The 17,967-nt window shown below is 65.6% G+C and carries 14 protein-coding genes; 10 read left to right on the top strand and 4 right to left on the bottom strand.

Features of this window, described 5'->3' with window-relative positions:
• Window positions 1-293 precede the first annotated feature (293 nt).
• The 10 genes from ACYX4S_RS10280 to ACYX4S_RS10235 all read left to right on the top strand — a co-directional run bounded on the left by ACYX4S_RS10280 (window position 294) and on the right by ACYX4S_RS10235 (window position 13,973).
• Window positions 294-1,079, top strand: a complete 786-nt coding sequence (locus ACYX4S_RS10280; protein WP_476360082.1) for a class II aldolase/adducin family protein — start codon at window positions 294-296, stop codon at window positions 1,077-1,079.
• Window positions 1,080-1,169: 90 nt separating this feature from the next.
• Window positions 1,170-2,717 carry an ABC transporter substrate-binding protein gene (locus tag ACYX4S_RS10275; protein WP_476360081.1) on the top strand — a complete coding sequence of 516 codons (1,548 nt, stop codon included), beginning with the start codon at window positions 1,170-1,172 and terminating at the stop codon, window positions 2,715-2,717.
• Window positions 2,718-2,887: 170 nt separating this feature from the next.
• Complete coding sequence (locus ACYX4S_RS10270; RefSeq protein WP_476360080.1) at window positions 2,888-3,856, top strand: ABC transporter permease; 969 nt, start codon at window positions 2,888-2,890, stop codon at window positions 3,854-3,856.
• Entirely contained in the window at window positions 3,856-4,695 is an 840-nt protein-coding gene (locus ACYX4S_RS10265; RefSeq protein ID WP_476360079.1) for an ABC transporter permease, read from the top strand. Before ACYX4S_RS10270 ends, ACYX4S_RS10265 begins: the two co-directional genes overlap by 1 nt.
• Window positions 4,696-4,705: 10 nt before the next feature.
• Entirely contained in the window at window positions 4,706-6,352 is a 1,647-nt protein-coding gene (locus tag ACYX4S_RS10260) for an ABC transporter ATP-binding protein (protein ID WP_476360078.1), read from the top strand.
• A 49-nt stretch (window positions 6,353-6,401) separates the two neighbouring features.
• On the top strand, window positions 6,402-7,718 hold the full coding sequence (locus tag ACYX4S_RS10255) for an ArgE/DapE family deacylase (protein ID WP_476360077.1): 1,317 nt from the start codon (window positions 6,402-6,404) through the stop codon (window positions 7,716-7,718).
• On the top strand, window positions 7,708-8,682 hold the full coding sequence (locus ACYX4S_RS10250) for an NAD(P)-dependent oxidoreductase (RefSeq protein ID WP_476360076.1): 975 nt from the start codon (window positions 7,708-7,710) through the stop codon (window positions 8,680-8,682). The genes ACYX4S_RS10255 and ACYX4S_RS10250 overlap by 11 nt, the downstream gene beginning before the upstream one ends.
• A 16-nt stretch (window positions 8,683-8,698) precedes the next feature.
• Window positions 8,699-9,745: a histone deacetylase family protein gene (locus ACYX4S_RS10245; RefSeq protein ID WP_476360075.1), complete on the top strand. Its 1,047-nt coding sequence runs from the start codon at window positions 8,699-8,701 to the stop codon at window positions 9,743-9,745.
• A gap of 1 nt (window position 9,746) precedes the next feature.
• Window positions 9,747-11,111 carry an aspartate aminotransferase family protein gene (locus ACYX4S_RS10240; protein ID WP_476360074.1) on the top strand — a complete coding sequence of 455 codons (1,365 nt, stop codon included), beginning with the start codon at window positions 9,747-9,749 and terminating at the stop codon, window positions 11,109-11,111.
• Window positions 11,112-11,273: 162 nt separating this feature from the next.
• Window positions 11,274-13,973: an HAD-IC family P-type ATPase gene (locus ACYX4S_RS10235; protein WP_476360073.1), complete on the top strand. Its 2,700-nt coding sequence runs from the start codon at window positions 11,274-11,276 to the stop codon at window positions 13,971-13,973.
• Window positions 13,974-13,986: 13 nt separating this feature from the next.
• Here ACYX4S_RS10235 and ACYX4S_RS10230 read toward each other — a convergent pair whose 3' ends face one another.
• From ACYX4S_RS10230 to ltnD, 4 genes are all read right to left on the bottom strand, one after another.
• Complete coding sequence (locus ACYX4S_RS10230; protein ID WP_476360072.1) at window positions 13,987-14,751, bottom strand: hydroxypyruvate isomerase family protein; 765 nt, start codon at window positions 14,749-14,751, stop codon at window positions 13,987-13,989.
• Window positions 14,748-15,398: a 3-oxo-tetronate 4-phosphate decarboxylase gene (otnC, locus tag ACYX4S_RS10225; RefSeq protein ID WP_422068550.1), complete on the bottom strand. Its 651-nt coding sequence runs from the start codon at window positions 15,396-15,398 to the stop codon at window positions 14,748-14,750. The genes ACYX4S_RS10230 and otnC overlap by 4 nt, the downstream gene beginning before the upstream one ends.
• Window positions 15,395-16,669 carry a 3-oxo-tetronate kinase gene (gene otnK / locus ACYX4S_RS10220; protein ID WP_476360071.1) on the bottom strand — a complete coding sequence of 425 codons (1,275 nt, stop codon included), beginning with the start codon at window positions 16,667-16,669 and terminating at the stop codon, window positions 15,395-15,397. The genes otnC and otnK overlap by 4 nt, the downstream gene beginning before the upstream one ends.
• Before the next feature lie 87 nt (window positions 16,670-16,756).
• A complete protein-coding gene (ltnD, locus tag ACYX4S_RS10215) occupies window positions 16,757-17,704 on the bottom strand; it encodes an L-threonate dehydrogenase (protein WP_476360070.1) in 948 nt (315 codons plus the stop codon).
• Window positions 17,705-17,967 lie beyond the last annotated feature (263 nt).

Here is a 17,967-nt window from a genome sequence, read left to right as displayed (position 1 = left end):
GATACGCCGGCTGCCGGTCCGGCGCCACGAGCGGTTCGTGGTGCGGAGCGGAAACCACCCCCCCGCGCCTAGCGAGGGCCGTCTTGTGATCCGAACGGCGGTGGTTCGCAACCGCGCACTCTGCCCAACAATGGAGCAGGAATTGAAGATTGTCGACAATTGACATTGAGCCGCGCCACGTGCCAGCTTTCCCGTATGACGGAATGTCGCAGGTAGGCGTCCGGCCCTGTGCGGCGTTTCCACACAGACACGTTTCCCGCGCCGCTGCCGGCGCCCAGACCCGGAAGGTTCCGATGTCAGTTCCGAGTTCCGCCGCGACCGCGCTTTCCGCCGACGCCGGTCAGCCGATCGAGCGCATCCAGCTCGCCGCCGCGTATCGCCTGGTCGCCCATTTCGGAATGGATGACAGCATCTTCACCCACATCTCCTGCAAGGCTCCGGCGGAGGAGGGGGAGCATGCGTTCCTGATCAATCCCTATGGGCTGCGTTTCGATGAGGTGACCGCCTCGAGCCTCGTGACCGTCGACATCGATGGCAACGTGCTGCGGGACACACATGGTTCCGGGATGAACAAGGCCGGCTTCACGATCCATTCGGCCGTTCACGCGGCGCGCCCCGAGGTGCATTGCGTGCTGCACACGCATACGGTGGCGGGCGTTGCGATCTCCTCCATGGACGAGGGAATCCTGCCGTTGAACCAGTGGTCGCTGCAGTTCCACAACCGCATTGCCTTCCACGACTATGAGGGCATTGCGCTGGACCTCGCCGAGCGTGAGCGCCTCGTCGCTGACCTTGGCGAACGCAACGTGATGATCCTGCGCAATCACGGGCTTCTGACGTGCGGCCGCTCCGTCGGCGAAGCCTTCTCGCTGATGTTCAACATGGAGCGCACCTGCAAGGCGCAACTGGCGATCATGTCATCGGGTGGCGTGCAGCGGCGCATCGATCCCGAGCTCGCGGAAAAGACCGCCCGCCAGTACGAGGGGTGGGGCGAGAAACACTCCGCCAACAGGCTCGACCCGCAGTGGGAGGCCTTCCAGCGCCTGGCGCTGAAGCACTACCCGGATCTCGTGAACTGATCCGGACCCGGGTTTTCCAGAGCCCGGCCAGAGGAGGCGGAAAGACGAGGCAAAAGCCCGGCCGCCGATTACCGAGGGGAACAGACCGCAATGTTCAAGAGACTGACGACGCTTGCCGCCGCCATGCTGATGTCGACGGCGCTTCACGCCGAACCCGTCGACGGAGGGCGCGCCAACGTGGTGATCCAGCCCGAACCGCCGGGGCTGATGCTCGGCATCATCCAGAACGGCCCGAGCCAGATGGTGGCCGGCAATATCTACGAGGGCCTGCTGCGCTACACGACCGGGCTCGAGGCGATGCCGCAGCTTGCCAAGTCCTGGGAGATTTCCGAGGACGGGCTCACCTACACCTTCCACCTGCAGGAAAATGCCAAGTGGCACGACGGGGAGCCGTTCACCGCCGATGACGTCGTGTTTTCGGCCGACGTGTTTCTGCGGGAGACGCACGCGCGCCTTCGCGCCTCGCTTAAGCATGTCGAGTCGATCACCGCCACGGATGAGCACACCGTCGTCTTCAAGCTGAAGCAGCCTTTCGGGCCGTTCATCGGTATCTTCGAGGTCGGCACCATGCCGATGATCCCGAAGCACATCTATGAAGGCACCGACTTCAAGACGAACCCGGCCAACAACAAGCCCATCGGTACCGGGCCGTTCAAGTTCCAGGAGTGGGTGAAGGGATCCCACATCCTGCTGGTCAAGAACGAGGACTACTACGAGGAGGGCAAGCCTCACCTCGACGAGATCTACTGGCACGTGATCCCGGACGCGGCATCGCGTGCCGTTGCCTATGAGACGGGGATCGTGGACATCCTGCCGGGCGGCTCGGTCGAGAACTTCGATGTCGGCCGCCTGACGGAACTCGAGAATTCCTGCGTCACCGACAAGGGCTGGGAGTATTTCGGACCGCTGTCGTGGATGTGGCTGAACAATCGGGAAGGCCCGACCGCCGACGTGCGTTTCCGCCAGGCCGTCATGTACGCCATGGACCGCAACTTCGCCCGCGACGCGCTGTGGAACGGTCTGGGCAAGGTCGCGACCGGTCCGGTTTCGTCGTCCACGCGCTTCTACTCGGATGACGTCACGAAATACGATTACGATCCGGACAAGGCGCGCGCGCTGCTGAAGGAGATGGGCTACGACGGCACGCCGGTGCGCCTGTTGCCGCTGCCTTACGGAGAGACCTGGCAGCGCTGGGCCGAGGCCATCAAGCAGAACCTGGAGGAGGTCGGCATCAAGGTCGACATGGTCGCCACCGACGTTGCCGGCTGGAACCAGAAGATCAGCGAGTGGGACTACGATCTCGCCTTCACGTACCTCTATCAGTACGGCGATCCCGCGCTTGGCGTCTCGCGCACCTACGTTTCGACGAACATTGCCAAGGGGTCGCCCTGGAACAATGTCGAGGGCTACTCGAACAAGAACATCGACGAGATGTTCGCCAAGGCGGCCGTCGCGGTGACGAAGGAGGAGCGTCAGGAACTCTATGACGAGATCCAGAAGAAGCTGGTGGACGATGTGCCGGTGGCGTGGCTTCTGGAACTCGGTTTCCCGACAATCTATCGCTGCAACGTCAAGAACCTCGTGACGACCGCCATCGGCGTCAACGACGGGTTCAAGGACGCCTATATCGAGAAATAGGCAAGACGAAAGCCACGGCCGCGCGGGCGGGAGACCTCCCGGTTCCGCGCGGTCCAGCCACGTTCCGCCACTCCGTGCCGAACCGGTGCGGGCGGGCCGGACCGGCATGGCCGGTTCACGGCGCGTGTGCGGTGCGGTGTCCGTTCTCCTTCAAGGCGCGTCCGGTCCCGATGTTGAGATTTATCCTCATGCGTCTGGTCAAGGCGGCGATCATCCTGGTTGCCATCCTTGTCCTGAACTTCTTCCTGATCCATGCGGCTCCGGGTGATCCGGCTGCGGTGATGGCGGGCGAGGCCGGTGCGGCCGACGAGATCTTCATCGAGCAATTGCGCGAGCGTTTCGGTCTCGACAAGCCTCTGCTCACCCAGCTCGGTCTTTATCTCGGCGGCGTGCTGCAGTTCGATCTCGGCTTCTCCTATCGCCAGCAGATGCCGGTCGCCGACCTGATCTTCCAGCGCCTGCCGGCGACGCTCCTTCTCACGCTGAGCGCCTTCGTCATGTCGTTGCTGCTCGGCACCCTGCTCGGCGTCATCGCCTCCGCCCGGGTGGGAAAGTGGTCCGACACCGTGATCTCGGTTCTGGCGCTGCTTTTCTACGCGACGCCGCTCTACTGGGCCGCCCTGATGGCGGTTCTGGTCTTCTCGGTCGAACTGAACTGGCTGCCGGGCTTTGGCTACGAGACCGTGGGCGCGAACTACACGGGCTTCGCCCGCGCGCTCGATATCGGCCGGCACCTGATCCTGCCGGCGACGACGCTCGGGCTGTTCTTCATGGCGGTCTACATGCGCATGACCCGCGCCTCGATGCTGGAGGTCAGCCGCCTCGACTTCGTGAAGACCGCGCGCGCAAAGGGGCTTCCCAACAGCGTCATCCAGCGCCGCCATATCTTCCGCAACGCGATGCTTCCCGTCGTGACCCTGGCGGGACTTCAGGCCGGCCAGCTTGTCGGCGGCGCGGTGCTCACCGAAACCGTGTTCGCCTGGCCCGGCATCGGCCGGCTGATGTTCGAGGCACTCGCGCAGCGTGACTACAACCTGCTCCTCGGCATCTTCTTCATCTCCGCGGCCATGGTGCTTCTCTTCAACCTGATCACCGACATTCTCTATCGTGTCGTCGATCCTCGCATTCGGGTGTCGTGATGCGTGCGTTCTGGAACCGATTCCGCCGTCATCGCGGTGCCGTCATGGGCGTCGTGATCCTGGCCCTGGTCGTTGCCGTCGCCATCCTCGCGCCGGTGCTCTTTCCCCAGTCTCCCTGGAAGATGGTGCAGCGGCCCTTCCTGCCGCCGCTGTCGAATGAGGCGCTGCCCCTTGGCACCGACGCGCTGGGCCGCAACGTGCTCTCCGGGCTCGCCCACGGTGCTCAGGTGTCGCTGATGGTCGGGCTCGTCTCCACGCTGGCGGCCCTGCTGATCGGCATTCCGATCGGAGCCGCCGCCGGCTACTTCGGCGGCTTCGTCGACGATGCGCTGATGCGCATCACCGAGTTCTTCCAGACGGTCCCGAGCTTTGCCCTCGCCATTGTGCTCGTGGCGATCTTCGAGCCGAGCATCGTGTCGATCATCGGGGCCATCGCGATCGTCAGCTGGCCACCGGTCGCGCGCCTCGTGCGTGGCGAGGTGCTTTCGCTCAGGGCCCGCGAATATGTCGAGGCGGCGATCCTGTCCGGTCAGACCCATCTGACCATCATCGTGCGACAGGTCCTGCCCAATGCGATCTCGCCGATCATCGTGCTGGCCTCCCTGATGGTCGCGACGGCGATCCTGCTGGAATCCTCGCTATCCTTCATGGGGCTCGGGGATCCGAACCTGATGTCCTGGGGCTACATGATCGGCGCCGCGCGCACGGTCATCCGTCAGGCCTGGTGGCTTTCGTTCTTCCCCGGTGTCGCCATCCTGCTGACGGTCCTGGCGCTGAACCTGATCGGCGAGGGCCTGAACGATGCCCTGAACCCGCGTCTGGCGCGGCGTGGCGAGTGAGGAGGCGATCATGAGCGAGACAAACCAGCCGACCGGCGGCGAGACGGTGCTCTCGATCGAGGATCTGCGCATAGTACTGCCCGCGGGTGCCGACAGGCAGTACGCGGTCGAGGATGTCAGTCTCGATCTCAAGGCAGGCGAAATCCTTTGCATCGTGGGTGAATCCGGGTCGGGCAAGTCCATGTCCGCCAACGCCATGATGGGTCTTCTGCCGGATCTGGTGCGCCCGGTCGGGGGGCGGATCCTCTTCGAGGAGCGTGACCTTCTCACCCTGTCGGAAGCTGAGCGTCTGGACCTGCGCGGGCGCAAGATGGCAATGATCTTCCAGGAACCCATGTCGGCACTGAACCCGCTGATGCATGTGGAGGACCAGATCGCCGAGGTGTTCGAGGCGCATGGCCTGCTGACGCCGCGCGAACGCCGGACGCGGGCGGTTGAACTCCTTGACGAGGTCGGAATTCCCGAGCCGGCGAAAGCCGCGAAGGCCTATCCGTTCCAACTTTCCGGTGGTCAGCGCCAGCGGGTGATGATCGCGATGGCGCTTGCGCTCGAACCGTCGATCCTCATCGCGGACGAGCCGACGACCGCACTCGACGTGACCACCCAGGCCCAGATCCTCGACCTGATCCGCACGCTGCAGAAGAGCCATGGCATGGCGGTGATGTTCATCACCCACGATTTCGGCGTGGTGGCGGAAATCGCCGACCGGGTCGCGGTCATGCAGCTCGGACGCATCGTGGAACAGGGAACGGCCGGGGAGGTTCTGGACAATCCGCGCCATCCCTACACGCGTGAACTCATTGCCGCGATCCCGCGTCTTGCCACGGATGCGGAGGAAAACCAGCGCAAGGGCACGCCGCTTCTGGAAGTCACGGGCATGTCCAAGACCTACCGCTCCGGCGGCGGCCTCTTCGGGGGCGAGGCGCGGGTGGTGCACGCGGTGAAGGACGTGAGCTTCCGCCTTTATCAGGGGGAGACGCTGGGGGTCGTCGGAGAGAGCGGGTCCGGCAAGTCGAGTGTCGGGCGCTGCCTCGTGCGTCTGCAGGAAACCGACACCGGCGCGGTCCTGATGGATGGCGAGGACATGGCGCTGCTCTCGGGAGAGCGGCTACGCAAGGCGCGCAAGTCGATCCAGATGATCTTTCAGGACCCCTATGCCTCGCTCAATCCGCGTGCGCGTGTCGGGCGCATCATCGCGGAAGGGCCGATCGCCCACGGCGAGCCGCGCGGGCGGGCCTACGAGCGGGCGGCGGAACTGCTGGAACTTGTCGGCCTGGGGGCGGCGGCGATCGATCGCTTTCCGCACGAGTTTTCCGGAGGCCAGCGCCAGCGGATCGGCATCGCCCGGGCGCTTGCGCTCGAACCCAAGGTGATCGTGGCGGATGAGGCGGTGTCCGCTCTCGACGTGTCGATCCAGGCCCAGGTGCTTGATCTTCTCGCCGACCTCAAGGAGCGGCTTGACCTGTCTCTGGTCTTCATCACCCATGATCTGCGCGTGGCCGCCCAGATCTGTGATCGCATCGCGGTCATGCAGCGTGGCGAGATCGTGGAGATCGGGCCCGCACACCGTATCTTCAACGCGCCGCAGAGCGCCTATACCAAAAGCCTCATCGAGGCGATCCCGGGCCGCGAGAAGGAACTCGCCGCCGCTGTCTGATCTGCCGGCGCCGGTCCCGGCGGCGGTTCTCCAGGAACACGAGGACAAAATGCTGGACGCTTCCCTGGCTCGCGACATTCTGCGGGCGGTCGATGACGGCTTCGAGGACCAGATCGCCTTCACCGAGGCGCTTGTCCGCTATCCTTCGCTGCGCGGGGCGGAGAAGCCGGCGCAGGATTTCATCGCCGGCGTTCTGGCGGAACGCGGCTATGACGTGTCGACCTTCGCCATCGACATCGACAAGATCCACGACCATCCGGGCTTTTCGCCGGTGGCGGTCGATTATTCCGACGCCGTCAATGTGGTCGCCACGCACCGTCCGCGTGAGGAGAAAGGAAGATCGCTCATCCTCAACGGCCACATGGACGTGGTGCCCGAAGGCCCGCATGACATGTGGGAGGTCTCGCCCCCGTATGAGCCGAAGCGGGAGGGGGACTGGCTCTACGGACGCGGCGCCGGCGACATGAAGGCGGGCATCGCCGCCAATCTCTACGCACTCGATGCGTTGCGCCGGCTCGGCTATCAGCCGGCCGCCCGCGTGCACTTTCAAAGCGTGGTGGAAGAGGAATGTACCGGAAACGGTGCTCTCGCCTGTCTGGTGGAGGGCTACACCGCGGATGCGGCGATCATTCCCGAGCCGGTCGAGGAGCAGCTGGTGCGTGCCAATGTCGGCGTGCTCTGGTTCGAGGTCGAGGTCGCGGGACATCCGGTGCACGTGCGCACCGCCGGAACCGGGTTCAATGCCATCGAGGCCGGATATCGGGTCATCGAGGCGCTGAAGGATCTTTGCGAGAACTGGAATGCGGAGAAGGCGAACTATCCGCATTTCGCCGAGCTGGACCACCCGATCAACTTCAACGTCGGCAAGATCGAGGGAGGTGACTGGGCGTCCTCCGTGCCGGCCTGGTGCCGGCTCTCGTGCCGCATCGCCATCTATCCGGGCGACGATCCGGCCGCACGTGCCCGCCAGATTGAGGAACATCTGGCCGCGCGTGTTGCCGACGACCCGTTCCTTGGCAACCGCCTGCCCAAGGTGACCTGGAACGGCTTCTTCGCACGCGGCTACGTGCTCGAGGAAGGAAGCGATGCGGAAGAGGTGCTTGCCAGGTCTCATCGGGTCGCAAGCGAGAGGGATCTCACCAGTTTCGTGACGCCGGCCTATCTCGATGCCCGTGTCTTCGTCATCTATGCGGGAATGCCATGTCTCGTCTACGGCCCCAGGTCGGAGAGCGTTCACGGCTTCGATGAGCGCGTCAGCCTTGAGTCCATCAGGCGGGTCACGGGCACTATCGCGCTCTTCATCGCGCAGTGGTGCGGGCTCGAGAAGATCGATGACGGCGGGGAGGGCGCGCGCGATGCGGGCTGACTCCGGACCGGTGGAAGGTGTTTGCCTGTCGGAGAACCTCGATCTGAAGGCGCTTTTCGGTGATGTGTTCGAGCGCTTCGCTCCGGGCGTGCGTCTGCTGTCGCCGGAGGAGGTCGAGGATCCCTCCCGGATCCGCTTCGCGCTTGCGTGGAAGCCGGAGGATGACGCTTTCACGCCCTACGGCAATCTCGCTCTCGTCTCGTCGATCGCGGCCGGCGTCGACAGTCTTCTCGCCTGCCCGAGCCTGCCGCCGGATGTCGCGGTCACACGATTGCGGGACCCGGACCAGGGCGCGCTGATGGCGGGCTTCGCCGCCTGGCACGTGATCTGGCACCATCGCAACATGGGAGCCTTTCTCGAGGCCCAGGCCGCAAGCGAATGGCTTGGCATCGGGCGTTACGCCGGGTTCTCCGCTCCAAGGACATGCACAGTCGGTGTGCTCGGCTACGGGTTGATGGGCAAGGCCGTGGCGCGGGGTGTGGCGGCACTGGGCTTTCCCGTCGTCGCCGCCCTGCGCAAGCCGCGCGATGAAGCGCCGCCGCCGGGAGTCCGCTTCGAGGTGGGAGCGAACGCCATCCGCGACACCGCCGCTGAAAGCCGGATCCTGATCAACGTCCTGCCGCTGACGGAGGAAACCCGCGACGTGCTCGACGGGAAACTCTTTTCGATCATGCCGGAGGGATCTGTCCTGATCCAGCTCGGGCGTGGCGATCATCTCGTGGATGCGGATCTCGATGCGGCGCTCGACAGCGGGCGGCTTTCGGCGGCATCGCTCGATGTCTTTCGCCGGGAGCCCCTGCCGCCGGAGCACCACTGGTGGCGGGATCAGCGCATCCTGATCACGCCGCACAAGGCGAGCGACAGTTCCCCGCGTCTGGTGGCCGAACAGGTCGCGGCTGCGGTCAAGGACGTCCTGGCGGGACGAATGCCGGAAACGGCCGTCTGCCGCGAGGACGGATATTGAGGGAGAGACCCTGGACATGAAAGCGATCTTCGACGAGCGACAGCTCCTGCACGATCCCGAACGCTACTTCCGTCGGGGCGCCTATATTCCGCATCCCGAGCAGCCCCAGCGCGCGATCCTCATCCGCGACATGCTGGCGAGGAACGGTTTTCCGATCGAGCAGCCGCGCGATTTCGGCCTCGATGTGGTCAAGCGGGTGCATGATCCCGACTATGTCGACTTCTGGAAGGATGCCCACGAGCGGTTCCGCGCCGAGGCGGGGGATGCGGAGGCCATCCCGACCTATCACCCGGGCCATCGTCCCGGCCGCCGGTCTTCGTCGATCTACGGTCAGCTCGGCTGGTACACGACCGACACGTCTACGCCGCTGACCGCCGGCACCTGGGAGGCGGTTTACTGGTCTGCCCAGACGGCCATCGAGGCTGCGGAGCGCGTCTGCGGCGGGGAGAGGATGGTCTACGGCCTGTCGCGCCCGCCGGGGCATCACGCCATGCGCGAGGCCGCGAACGGCTTCTGTTTCTTCAACAACGCAGCCATCGCCGCCGAGGCGCTTCGTCGCAAGTATTCCAGGGTCGCGGTTCTGGACATCGACACGCATACGGGCAACGGTACGCTGGACATCTTCTACGAGCGCGCGGACGTGTTCGTCTGCTCGCTTCATGTCGATCCGGACGTCTATCCGACCTACTATCTGGGCTATCCGGACGAAACAGGAGAAGGCGAGGGCGAGGGCGCGACGCTGAACCTCATTCTCGATCCGGGTGCCGGGGAGGACGTCATTCTCGGGCGGTTCCGGGAGGGGCTGGCCGCGATCCGTGCGTTCGGGGCGGAGGCACTCGTCGTGTCGCTCGGCTTCGACATGGCGATGGACGACCCGCTCTCGGTCGTGAAGATGACGGGCAAGGGGTTTGATACGATGGCGCGCGAGATCGTGCGCATGAACCTTCCCACGGCCCTGATCCAGGAGGGCGGCTATCTCGGGCCGTCGCTTTCGGACAACGCGGAAATCTACCTGACGGCCAGCCGCGACGAACTGGCCGCCACAACCACGCGCAAGGTGTGACATGACCCAACTTCCGAATTCCATCGAAGCCCGTGACGTGGCCTTTCAGCTTCACTCCTATACCGATGCCCGCAAGCACGAGGAGGCCGGCCCGCTCGTCATCGACAGCGGCGAGGGCATCTATGTGCAAGACAACAACGGCAAGCGCTACATCGAGGCCATGGCGGGTCTGTGGAGCGTTGCGGTGGGCTTCGGCGAAAAGCGCCTGATCGACGCGGCCGTGCGGCAGATGGAGAAGCTGCCCTACTACCACACGTTCACCCACAAGTCGCACGGACCGTCGGTGGAACTGGCCGAGAAGCTTGTCGGCATGGCGCCGGTTCCCATGTCGAAGGCGTATTTCACCAACTCCGGATCGGAAGCCAACGACACCGCGATCAAGCTGATCTGGTACCGCTCCAATGCCATGGGCAAGCCGGAGCGCAAGAAGATCATCTCCCGCGTGAAGGGCTATCATGGCGTGACCATCGCGGCGGCGAGCCTCACGGGTCTTCCCAACAATCACCGCTCCTTCGACCTTCCCATCGAGCAGGTGCGCCACACCACCTGTCCGCATTACCGCACGGTGGCGAAGCCGGGCGAGAGCGAGGCTGACTTCGCGAAACGCTGCGCCTCGGATCTTGAGGAACTGATCCTGGCGGAGGGACCGGAGACGGTTGCCGCCTTCTTCGCCGAGCCGGTGATGGGCGCCGGCGGCGTCATCGTTCCGCCGGAAGGGTACTGGGCGGCGATCCAGCCGGTTCTGAAGAAATACGACATCCTCTTCGTGGCCGACGAGGTGATCTGCGGTTTCGGGCGTACGGGCAACATGTTCGGCACCCAGACCTTCGGCCTGCAGCCGGACATCATGACGCTGTCGAAGCAGCTTTCCTCTTCCTACCTTCCGATCTCCGCGCTGCTGGTGAACGAGAAGGTCTACGGGCCCGTCGCCGACGAGAGCCACAAGATCGGCACCTGGGGCCATGGATACACGGCGAGCGGCCATCCGGTTGCCGCCGCCGTGGCCCTGGAGAACCTCAGCATCATCGAGGAGCGTGATCTCGTCGGGCACGTCAAGGATGTAAGCCCCCGATTCCTCGAGCGCCTCAATGCGTTCGCCGATCACCCCCTGGTGGTGGAAACGCGCGGTCTCGGCCTGATCGGCGCCATCGAGGTGGCGCACGAGAAGCACGCCGATGCACCGGGCGCGCTTGGCGGCAGGCTCAACCGCGAACTTCAGGAGCGCGGCCTCATCTCGCGCAACATGGGCGACGCGCTTGCGTTCTGCCCGCCGCTCGTGATCACCGAACCGCAGATCGACGAGATGTTCGACGTCTTCGCCGGTGCTCTCGATGCGGTGGCGAAGGACCTCGGCGCCGGGGCCTGAAGCCTTTTCCGAAACATGCGAAGCGGGATGGGGCGTGGCCCCGTTCCGCTTTGCATCCCCTGCTTGCCTTGCGGCATCCGCAATCCTGCGTGGTTGCAATGAGGCGCCATCATGCCTTCATCTGGTCAGCGCATATTGCGCTGCACAAGGAAGGTGACCGCCATGACCGCTCAACCGGATCGAGGGCTCTTTCATGCACGTTCCGCCGGAGCGTGCCTAGAGGATCTTGGATCATCCGCGCACGGTCTGGATGACGCGGAGGCGGGCCGGCGCCTTGCCGCTCACGGTGCCAACCGTCTGCCCGCACCCGCCGGCCGCAGCCTGCTGGCCCGCATCGGCACCCAGTTCAACAATGTCCTCATCTATGCGCTGATCGCGTCGGCCTGCGTGACGGCGCTGCTCGACCATTGGGTCGACACGGCCGTGATCGTCGCGGTGGTCATCGTCAATGCCGTGATCGGTTTCATCCAGGAAGGCCGTGCTGAAGAGGCCATGGCGGCGATCCGGAACATGCTCGCGCCTCATGCGACGGTCATGCGCGACGGGGAGCGGCGAAGCATCGATGCGGCGGACCTTGTTCCGGGTGACATCGTGCTTGTCGAGGCGGGTGACCGTGTTTCCGCGGACCTGCGGATTCTCACCGCCCACGGTCTGAAGGCGGAGGAAGCCGTCCTGACGGGCGAGTCCGTGCCGGTGGACAAGGCGGTCGCTCCGGTTTCCCCGGATGCGCCGCTCGGCGACCGGTCTTCCATGCTGTTCAGCGGCACCCTGGTGGCCGCCGGCGCGGGGCGCGGGCTTGTCGTTGCCACCGGCGCCGATACGGAGGTTGGCCATATCTCCGGGCTTCTCGCCTCTGTCGAGACCCTGACCACGCCGCTGCTGCGCCAGATGGATCTTTTCGCGCGCTGGCTGACGGTGTTCATCCTGCTGATCGCGGCAAGCCTGCTCGTCTGGGGCTATTTCCTGGACCATGCGGATTTCGGCGAGCTCTTCATGTCCGTGGTCGGGCTTTCGGTCGCCGCGATTCCGGAGGGGCTTCCCGCCGTTCTCACCATCACGCTGTCGGTCGGCGTGCGCGCCATGGCAAGGCGCAATGCCATCGTGCGACGACTTCCGGCCATCGAGACGCTTGGTGCCGTCTCCGTCATCTGTTCCGACAAGACCGGCACGCTGACCCGCAACGAAATGACGGTCGCGGCCCTTGCCGCCTGCGGGCATGACTATGTCATCGAGGGAGAGGGCTATGCGCCGAAGGGAGCGGTCCTCTGGCAGGACGCGGAAGCTGATCCGTGCGAGCATTCAGTGCTCGTTGAATGCGCCCGCGCGGCGGCCCTCTGCAACGACGCGGAGCTTCAGAACGAGGGCGAAGACTGGCGGGTCGAGGGTGACCCGATGGAGGGCGCGCTGCTCGCCTTCGCCGGGAAGATACAGGCGGATGTATCCGGCTGGGAGCGTGTGGATGCCATCCCCTTCGATGCCGCGCATCGCTACATGGCCGTTCATCATCGCCAGGCCGACGGGACGGCGCGCGTCGACGTAAAGGGCGCGCCGGAGGCCGTGATCGCACTGTGCGGCGATGAACGCACGGCGGATGGCGGCGTGAAACCGCTCGCCGCCGATTTCTGGCACGAGCAGGTGGAGCGTCTAGCCGCGAGGGGACAGCGGGTTCTGGCCCTTGCCGTCGCTCCGGCTCCGGATGCCGGGGAGGCACTCGTTCACGATGCCTTGTCCGGTCGCCTCACGCTGGTCGGACTGGTCGGGCTGATCGATCCGCCGCGCCCCGAGGCGATTGCGGCGGTCGCCGAGTGTCACGCGGCCGGCATCGGCGTGAAGATGATCACCGGGGACCATGCCGCCACCGCCCGCGCCATCGGCTCGATGATCGGCCTGACCAATTGCGAAGGGGTTCTGACCGGCGCGGACATCGATACGATGGATGATGCCGAACTGGCCGTGAGCGCCGTCGCCACCGACATTTTCGCCCGCACCTCCCCGGCGCACAAGCTTCGGCTCGTCAGCGCTCTCCAGGCGCAAGGGCTGACGGTCGCCATGACGGGCGACGGCGTGAACGATGCTCCGGCGCTGAAGCGCGCCGATGCGGGCATAGCCATGGGACTGAAGGGCAGTGAAGCGGCCAAGGAGGCGGCGGAGTTCGTGCTGGCCGACGACAATTTCGCCTCGATCGTCGCGGCGGTACGCGAAGGACGTACGGTCTATGACAACATCCGCAAGGTCATCAACTGGACCCTGCCCACCAACGCCGGTGAAGCCCTGACGGTGATCGTCGCCCTGCTGGCGGGGGCGGCGCTGCCCATCTCTCCGGTGCAGATCCTCTGGGTCAATCTGGTGACCGCGGTCACGCTCGGGCTCGCACTTGCCTTCGAGCCCAGTGAGCCGGGCACCATGTCCCGCCCACCACGGTCGCGCAGCGAAGGGCTCCTGACAGGCGCGATCGTCTGGAACATCGCTCTGGTTTCAGGCCTGTTTCTCGCGGCCGTCTACGGCGTCTACACCTATGCCGTCGACCGGGGCTATCCGCCCGAGCTCGCACGCACGCTCGCCATGAACATGCTCGTGGTCCTGGAGATCTTCCACCTGTTCTACATTCGCAATGCCCGCAGTGCCTCGCTCACGTTCGAGGCGGCGCGCGGCACCCCCGTCGTCTGGGGCTGCATTGTCACGGTCACGCTGGCGCAGTTTGCCATCACCTATATCCCGGCGATGCAGGGCGTTTTCGGAACGGCGAGCGTTCCGCTTGCCGATGGCGTGCTGGTCGTCGCCATCGGCATGGCATTCTTCCTCATCGTGGAGGCGGAAAAGCAGATGCGGCTGGCGTTCAACCGGCTTTCACGCGGGCGATGAGGGAAGGCGCGCGTCAGCGCGCTTTCCGCAGCCAGTCGAGCGTCGCGTCCGTATCTCCGCCAGGCTTGTATTCGGCCCCGAGAGGCCGGTCCCAGCCGAGCCCGTCGATGGTCGCGAAGACATGGGCGTAGTTCAGCTCTCCATGGTCCGGCGCCGCGCGGTCCGGCACCGACGCGAACTGGATGTGACCGATGCCGGGCAGCAGGCGCGTCAGCCGGTTGGTGATGTCGCCCTCCATGAGCTGCACGTGGTAGCAGTCGAACATCAGCTTCAGGTTGGCCGCTCCCACGCTCTCGATGATCGCCACGGCCTGGTCCGTGGTCGACAGGAAATAGCCCGGGGCATCATAGCGGTTGAGGGGTTCGATCAGGATGGTGATGCCGTGTGGAGCCGACTGCTCGCAGGCATAGGCAAGGTTCGCGCAGAAGGTGGCGCGTGCGTCGTCTCCTTCCGCGAAGCCAGCCATCACATGGATCGCGCCGGTCCCCGTCGCACGGGCATAGGCGATGGCCTCGTCGATCGCTGCGCGCGCCTCGGCTTCGCGACCGGGAAGGGCGGAAAGCCCGTTCTCGCCGCCGGCGACATCGCCGCGCTGCGTGTTGAGCCCCAGCATCGACAGCCCTGTTTCGGACAGCGCGGCCGCGACCTCCCCGGCCGGGAACTCGTATGGCCAGTGGCATTCGACCGCATCGAAGCCGGCTGCTCTCGCGGCGCGGATCGCGTCCGGAAGCGGCCGGTCGTTCCAGAGGAAGCCGAGATTGGCGGAAAATGTCGTCACGTATCCCACTCCACGTCGAATTTCGTTACAAGCGCGCGCACCTGCTCATCGCTGAGCCGGCGTGCCTGATGGCCACGCATGAGGATCGCGAGCCTTGCGGTGTCTTCCAGTTCCTCGATGGCGTTGCAGGCGGCCTCGACATCCTTGCCGGCGACGACCGGGCCGTGATTGGCCAGCATCACGGCACTGCGTTTTCCCGCAAGGCCGCGCACGGCATCGCCCATGGCCGGGTCTCCGGGCATGAAGAAGGGCAGGAGCTTCACCTTGCCGAGCTTCATGATGGCGTAGGGCGTGAGCGGTGGCAGGAAGTTGTCCTCGTCCACCTCCGGCATAAGCGACCATGCCACCGAATGACAGGAGTGCAGATGCACCACCGCACCGGCGGTCGAGCGTGTGTCGTAGAAGGCCGTGTGAAGCGGCATTTCCTTTGTCGGCTTGTCGCCGCCGATCTGCCGGCCGTCCGCGTCGAAGCGGCTGAGGCGCGAGGGATCGAGGCGACCGAAGGACGTTCCCGTCGGCGAGACCAGCAGACCACCGTCCGGTGTCCGGGCGGAGATGTTGCCCGTGGACCCGCCGGTCAGCCCCCGGTCGAACATCGATTTGGCGAGCAGGCAGATTTCCTCGCGAAGCCGGGCTTCCTCGCTCATGACGTTTCCTCCAGGCGGGAGAGGGCATCGGCGAAGAAGCTCTCCTTGCCGAAGTTGCCGGACTTCAGCGTGATCGCCACATCCGCGCCGCCGCTCCTTGCAAAACACCAGGGCACGCCGGGGGCGACTTCCGCGCCGATCACAAGCCGGTCGATCCCGAGTGCCTTCGTGACCGCTCCGGAGGTCTCGCCCCCGGCGACGACGAAACGCCTGGCGCCTTTTTCCCTCGCGGCGATTGCGATCCCGGCAAGGGCCGCCTCGACGACTTCACCGGCGTGGGAGACACCAAGCTCCGCCTGGGCGGCGCGCACCTGGTCCGGCTCCGCCGTCGCATAGACGAGGGGCGCGGCGTCGAGCGATTGCCTGGAGATCCAGTCCAGGGCCTCCGCCGGCCCTTCACTGGCGAGCGTAAGCGGATCGAGGCGAAACGTCGGCGCGCCGGTCGCGGAATAGGCCGCGACCTGTGCCCGCGTCATGGCCGAGCAGCTTCCCGAAAGCACGATTGCGTCGCGGGCGAGGTCCGGTTTTGTCGCCCCCCCGGTGTCGGCGGCCATGAGGCCGTCCTCGGCGTAGAGGTGGGGCAGAGGCATGGCCAGCGCGCTGCCGCCGGTCATGAGCAGGTCATTGCGGCAAGCCTTGGCGATGACGCCCAGGTCCTCGTCGGCAATCGCATCCACCACCACGTGGGCAACGCCATCGGCCCGCAACGCATCGAGGGCTTCGCGCACCGCCTGCGACCCGCGCGCCACTGTCAGCCGGTCGACGAGGCCGGCAGGGCGCGTCACCTGCGGCTCGATGAGCCTCACCAGATTGCTGTCGCGCATCGGCGTCAGCGGATGGTCCTTCATCGGGCTCTCGGCGAGAAGCTGGCGCCCGACGAAGAGGTTGCCCATGTAGATCGAGCGGCCGTTCTCCGGGAAGGCAGGGCAGTAGATGGTCTGCGCCGCGCCGAGATCCGCCATCAGCGCCTCCGCAACCGGGCCGATGTTGCCTTCCGCCGTGGAATCGAAGGTCGAGCAGTACTTCCAGAAAAAGCGTTGGGCTCCGGCCCTTTGCAGCCAGTCGAGGGCTGCCCGGCACTCCGCGACCGCCTCGGCGACGGGGGAGGTCCGGCATTTGAGGGCGATCACCTCGAAGGCGGCCGTGTCGGAAGGGGCTTCCTCGGGGACGCCCATGCGCAGGCTCACCTTCATGCCGCTTCGTGCCAGAAGTCCGGCAAGATCGGTCGCGCCGGTGAAATCGTCGGCTATACAGCCAAGAACCGTCGTCATGCGGTCGAAGTCCTCAGTTCATGTCGTTGTCGGCAGGCGGCCGCGCGAGCGTGGCACGCGTCCGTACGGGGGAGCAAGGCGCGGGCCTCATGCATCTCCGGGAAGGGTGAGACCGGCGGCGCGGGCATAGACCTTGATCACGGCGGCGTCGTCCTCGCCACCCAGGCCCATCTCCGCGGCGGCCTTGAAACGCTCGAGTGCCGCCGACGTCACAGGAGCCTCGAAGCCTGCCGAGCGCGCGATGTCCAGAACGATGCCGAGATCCTTGGGCCAGATGTTGACCGAGCTTTTCGGCGTGTAGTCCGCATCCACGACATGCGGTGCACGGTTCTCCAGCATCCAGCTCGTGCCGGCGCATTTCGGAATCACCTCCAGAAACGCGGAAGGCTCGATTCCCTGGGTGATGCCGAAGGCCATGGCTTCCGCCATCGTGGCGATATGCACGCCCGCGAGAAGCTGGTTGACCGCCTTCATGGCGGACCCGGCTCCGGCCTCGCGGCCGAGTTCGAAGACTGTTTCGGCGGTTGCGTCCAGCACGGGGCGCGCCGCCGCGAAGGCGTCCGGCGTTCCCGCCGCCATGATGGAGAGCGTTCCGGCATCCGCGCGCGCTGCGCCGCCCGAGATCGGTGCGTCGAGATAGAGCACGCCGTGACCGGCACAGCGGTCAGCCATGGCGCGCGCGAACTCCGGCGCGACCGTGGGGCAGGCGATGACGACGCTTCCAGGCTTCATGGCCGGCACGACTCCGGCCGCGCCGAAGAGCACGTCCTCGCATTGGGCCGCGTTCAAAACCACGACCACAAGCGCGTCGGCACGTCCCGCCACGTCCTCAAGTGTCCCGGTCGCGCCACCTTCCGCCTGGAACTGCGCGACACGCTCCGCGGTCACGTCGAAGCCGTGGGTCGTTATCCCCGCCCGCACCAGCGACCGGGCCATGCCAAGTCCCATCGAACCCAGTCCGACTAGGGCGACGCGAAATTCACTCATGCTTCTCCTCCCTCTCGCCGGATCCGGCCTGCATGGGCAGGCCCGCACACGACGTGGTGTTTGTATGATGATTGCCGACTGGATCCATATATCGCAAGCCGTGAGTGCGCAAAGAGAGCGGAGCTGTTTTGCGCCCCGCCTGACGGATTTTGCGCTCCGGCCGCATCCTGCGGGGCAGAGTTTGGCTAAGCGTTCGGGAAGCGGCCAGGCGTTTCATCTTGCCGCTTTGGTCATAATCCGGCACCGTAAGCGGATCAGTCCGGTTGATGACCTCTCCGATTCCCGGCCAGTCAGGCCGTGGCTTTCCAGTG

This window comes from Stappia sp. ABD4_338, assembly GCF_056312175.1.
Note: the sequence above shows the minus strand (reverse complement) of the source record. Positions and strands in the feature narration are given on the sequence as shown.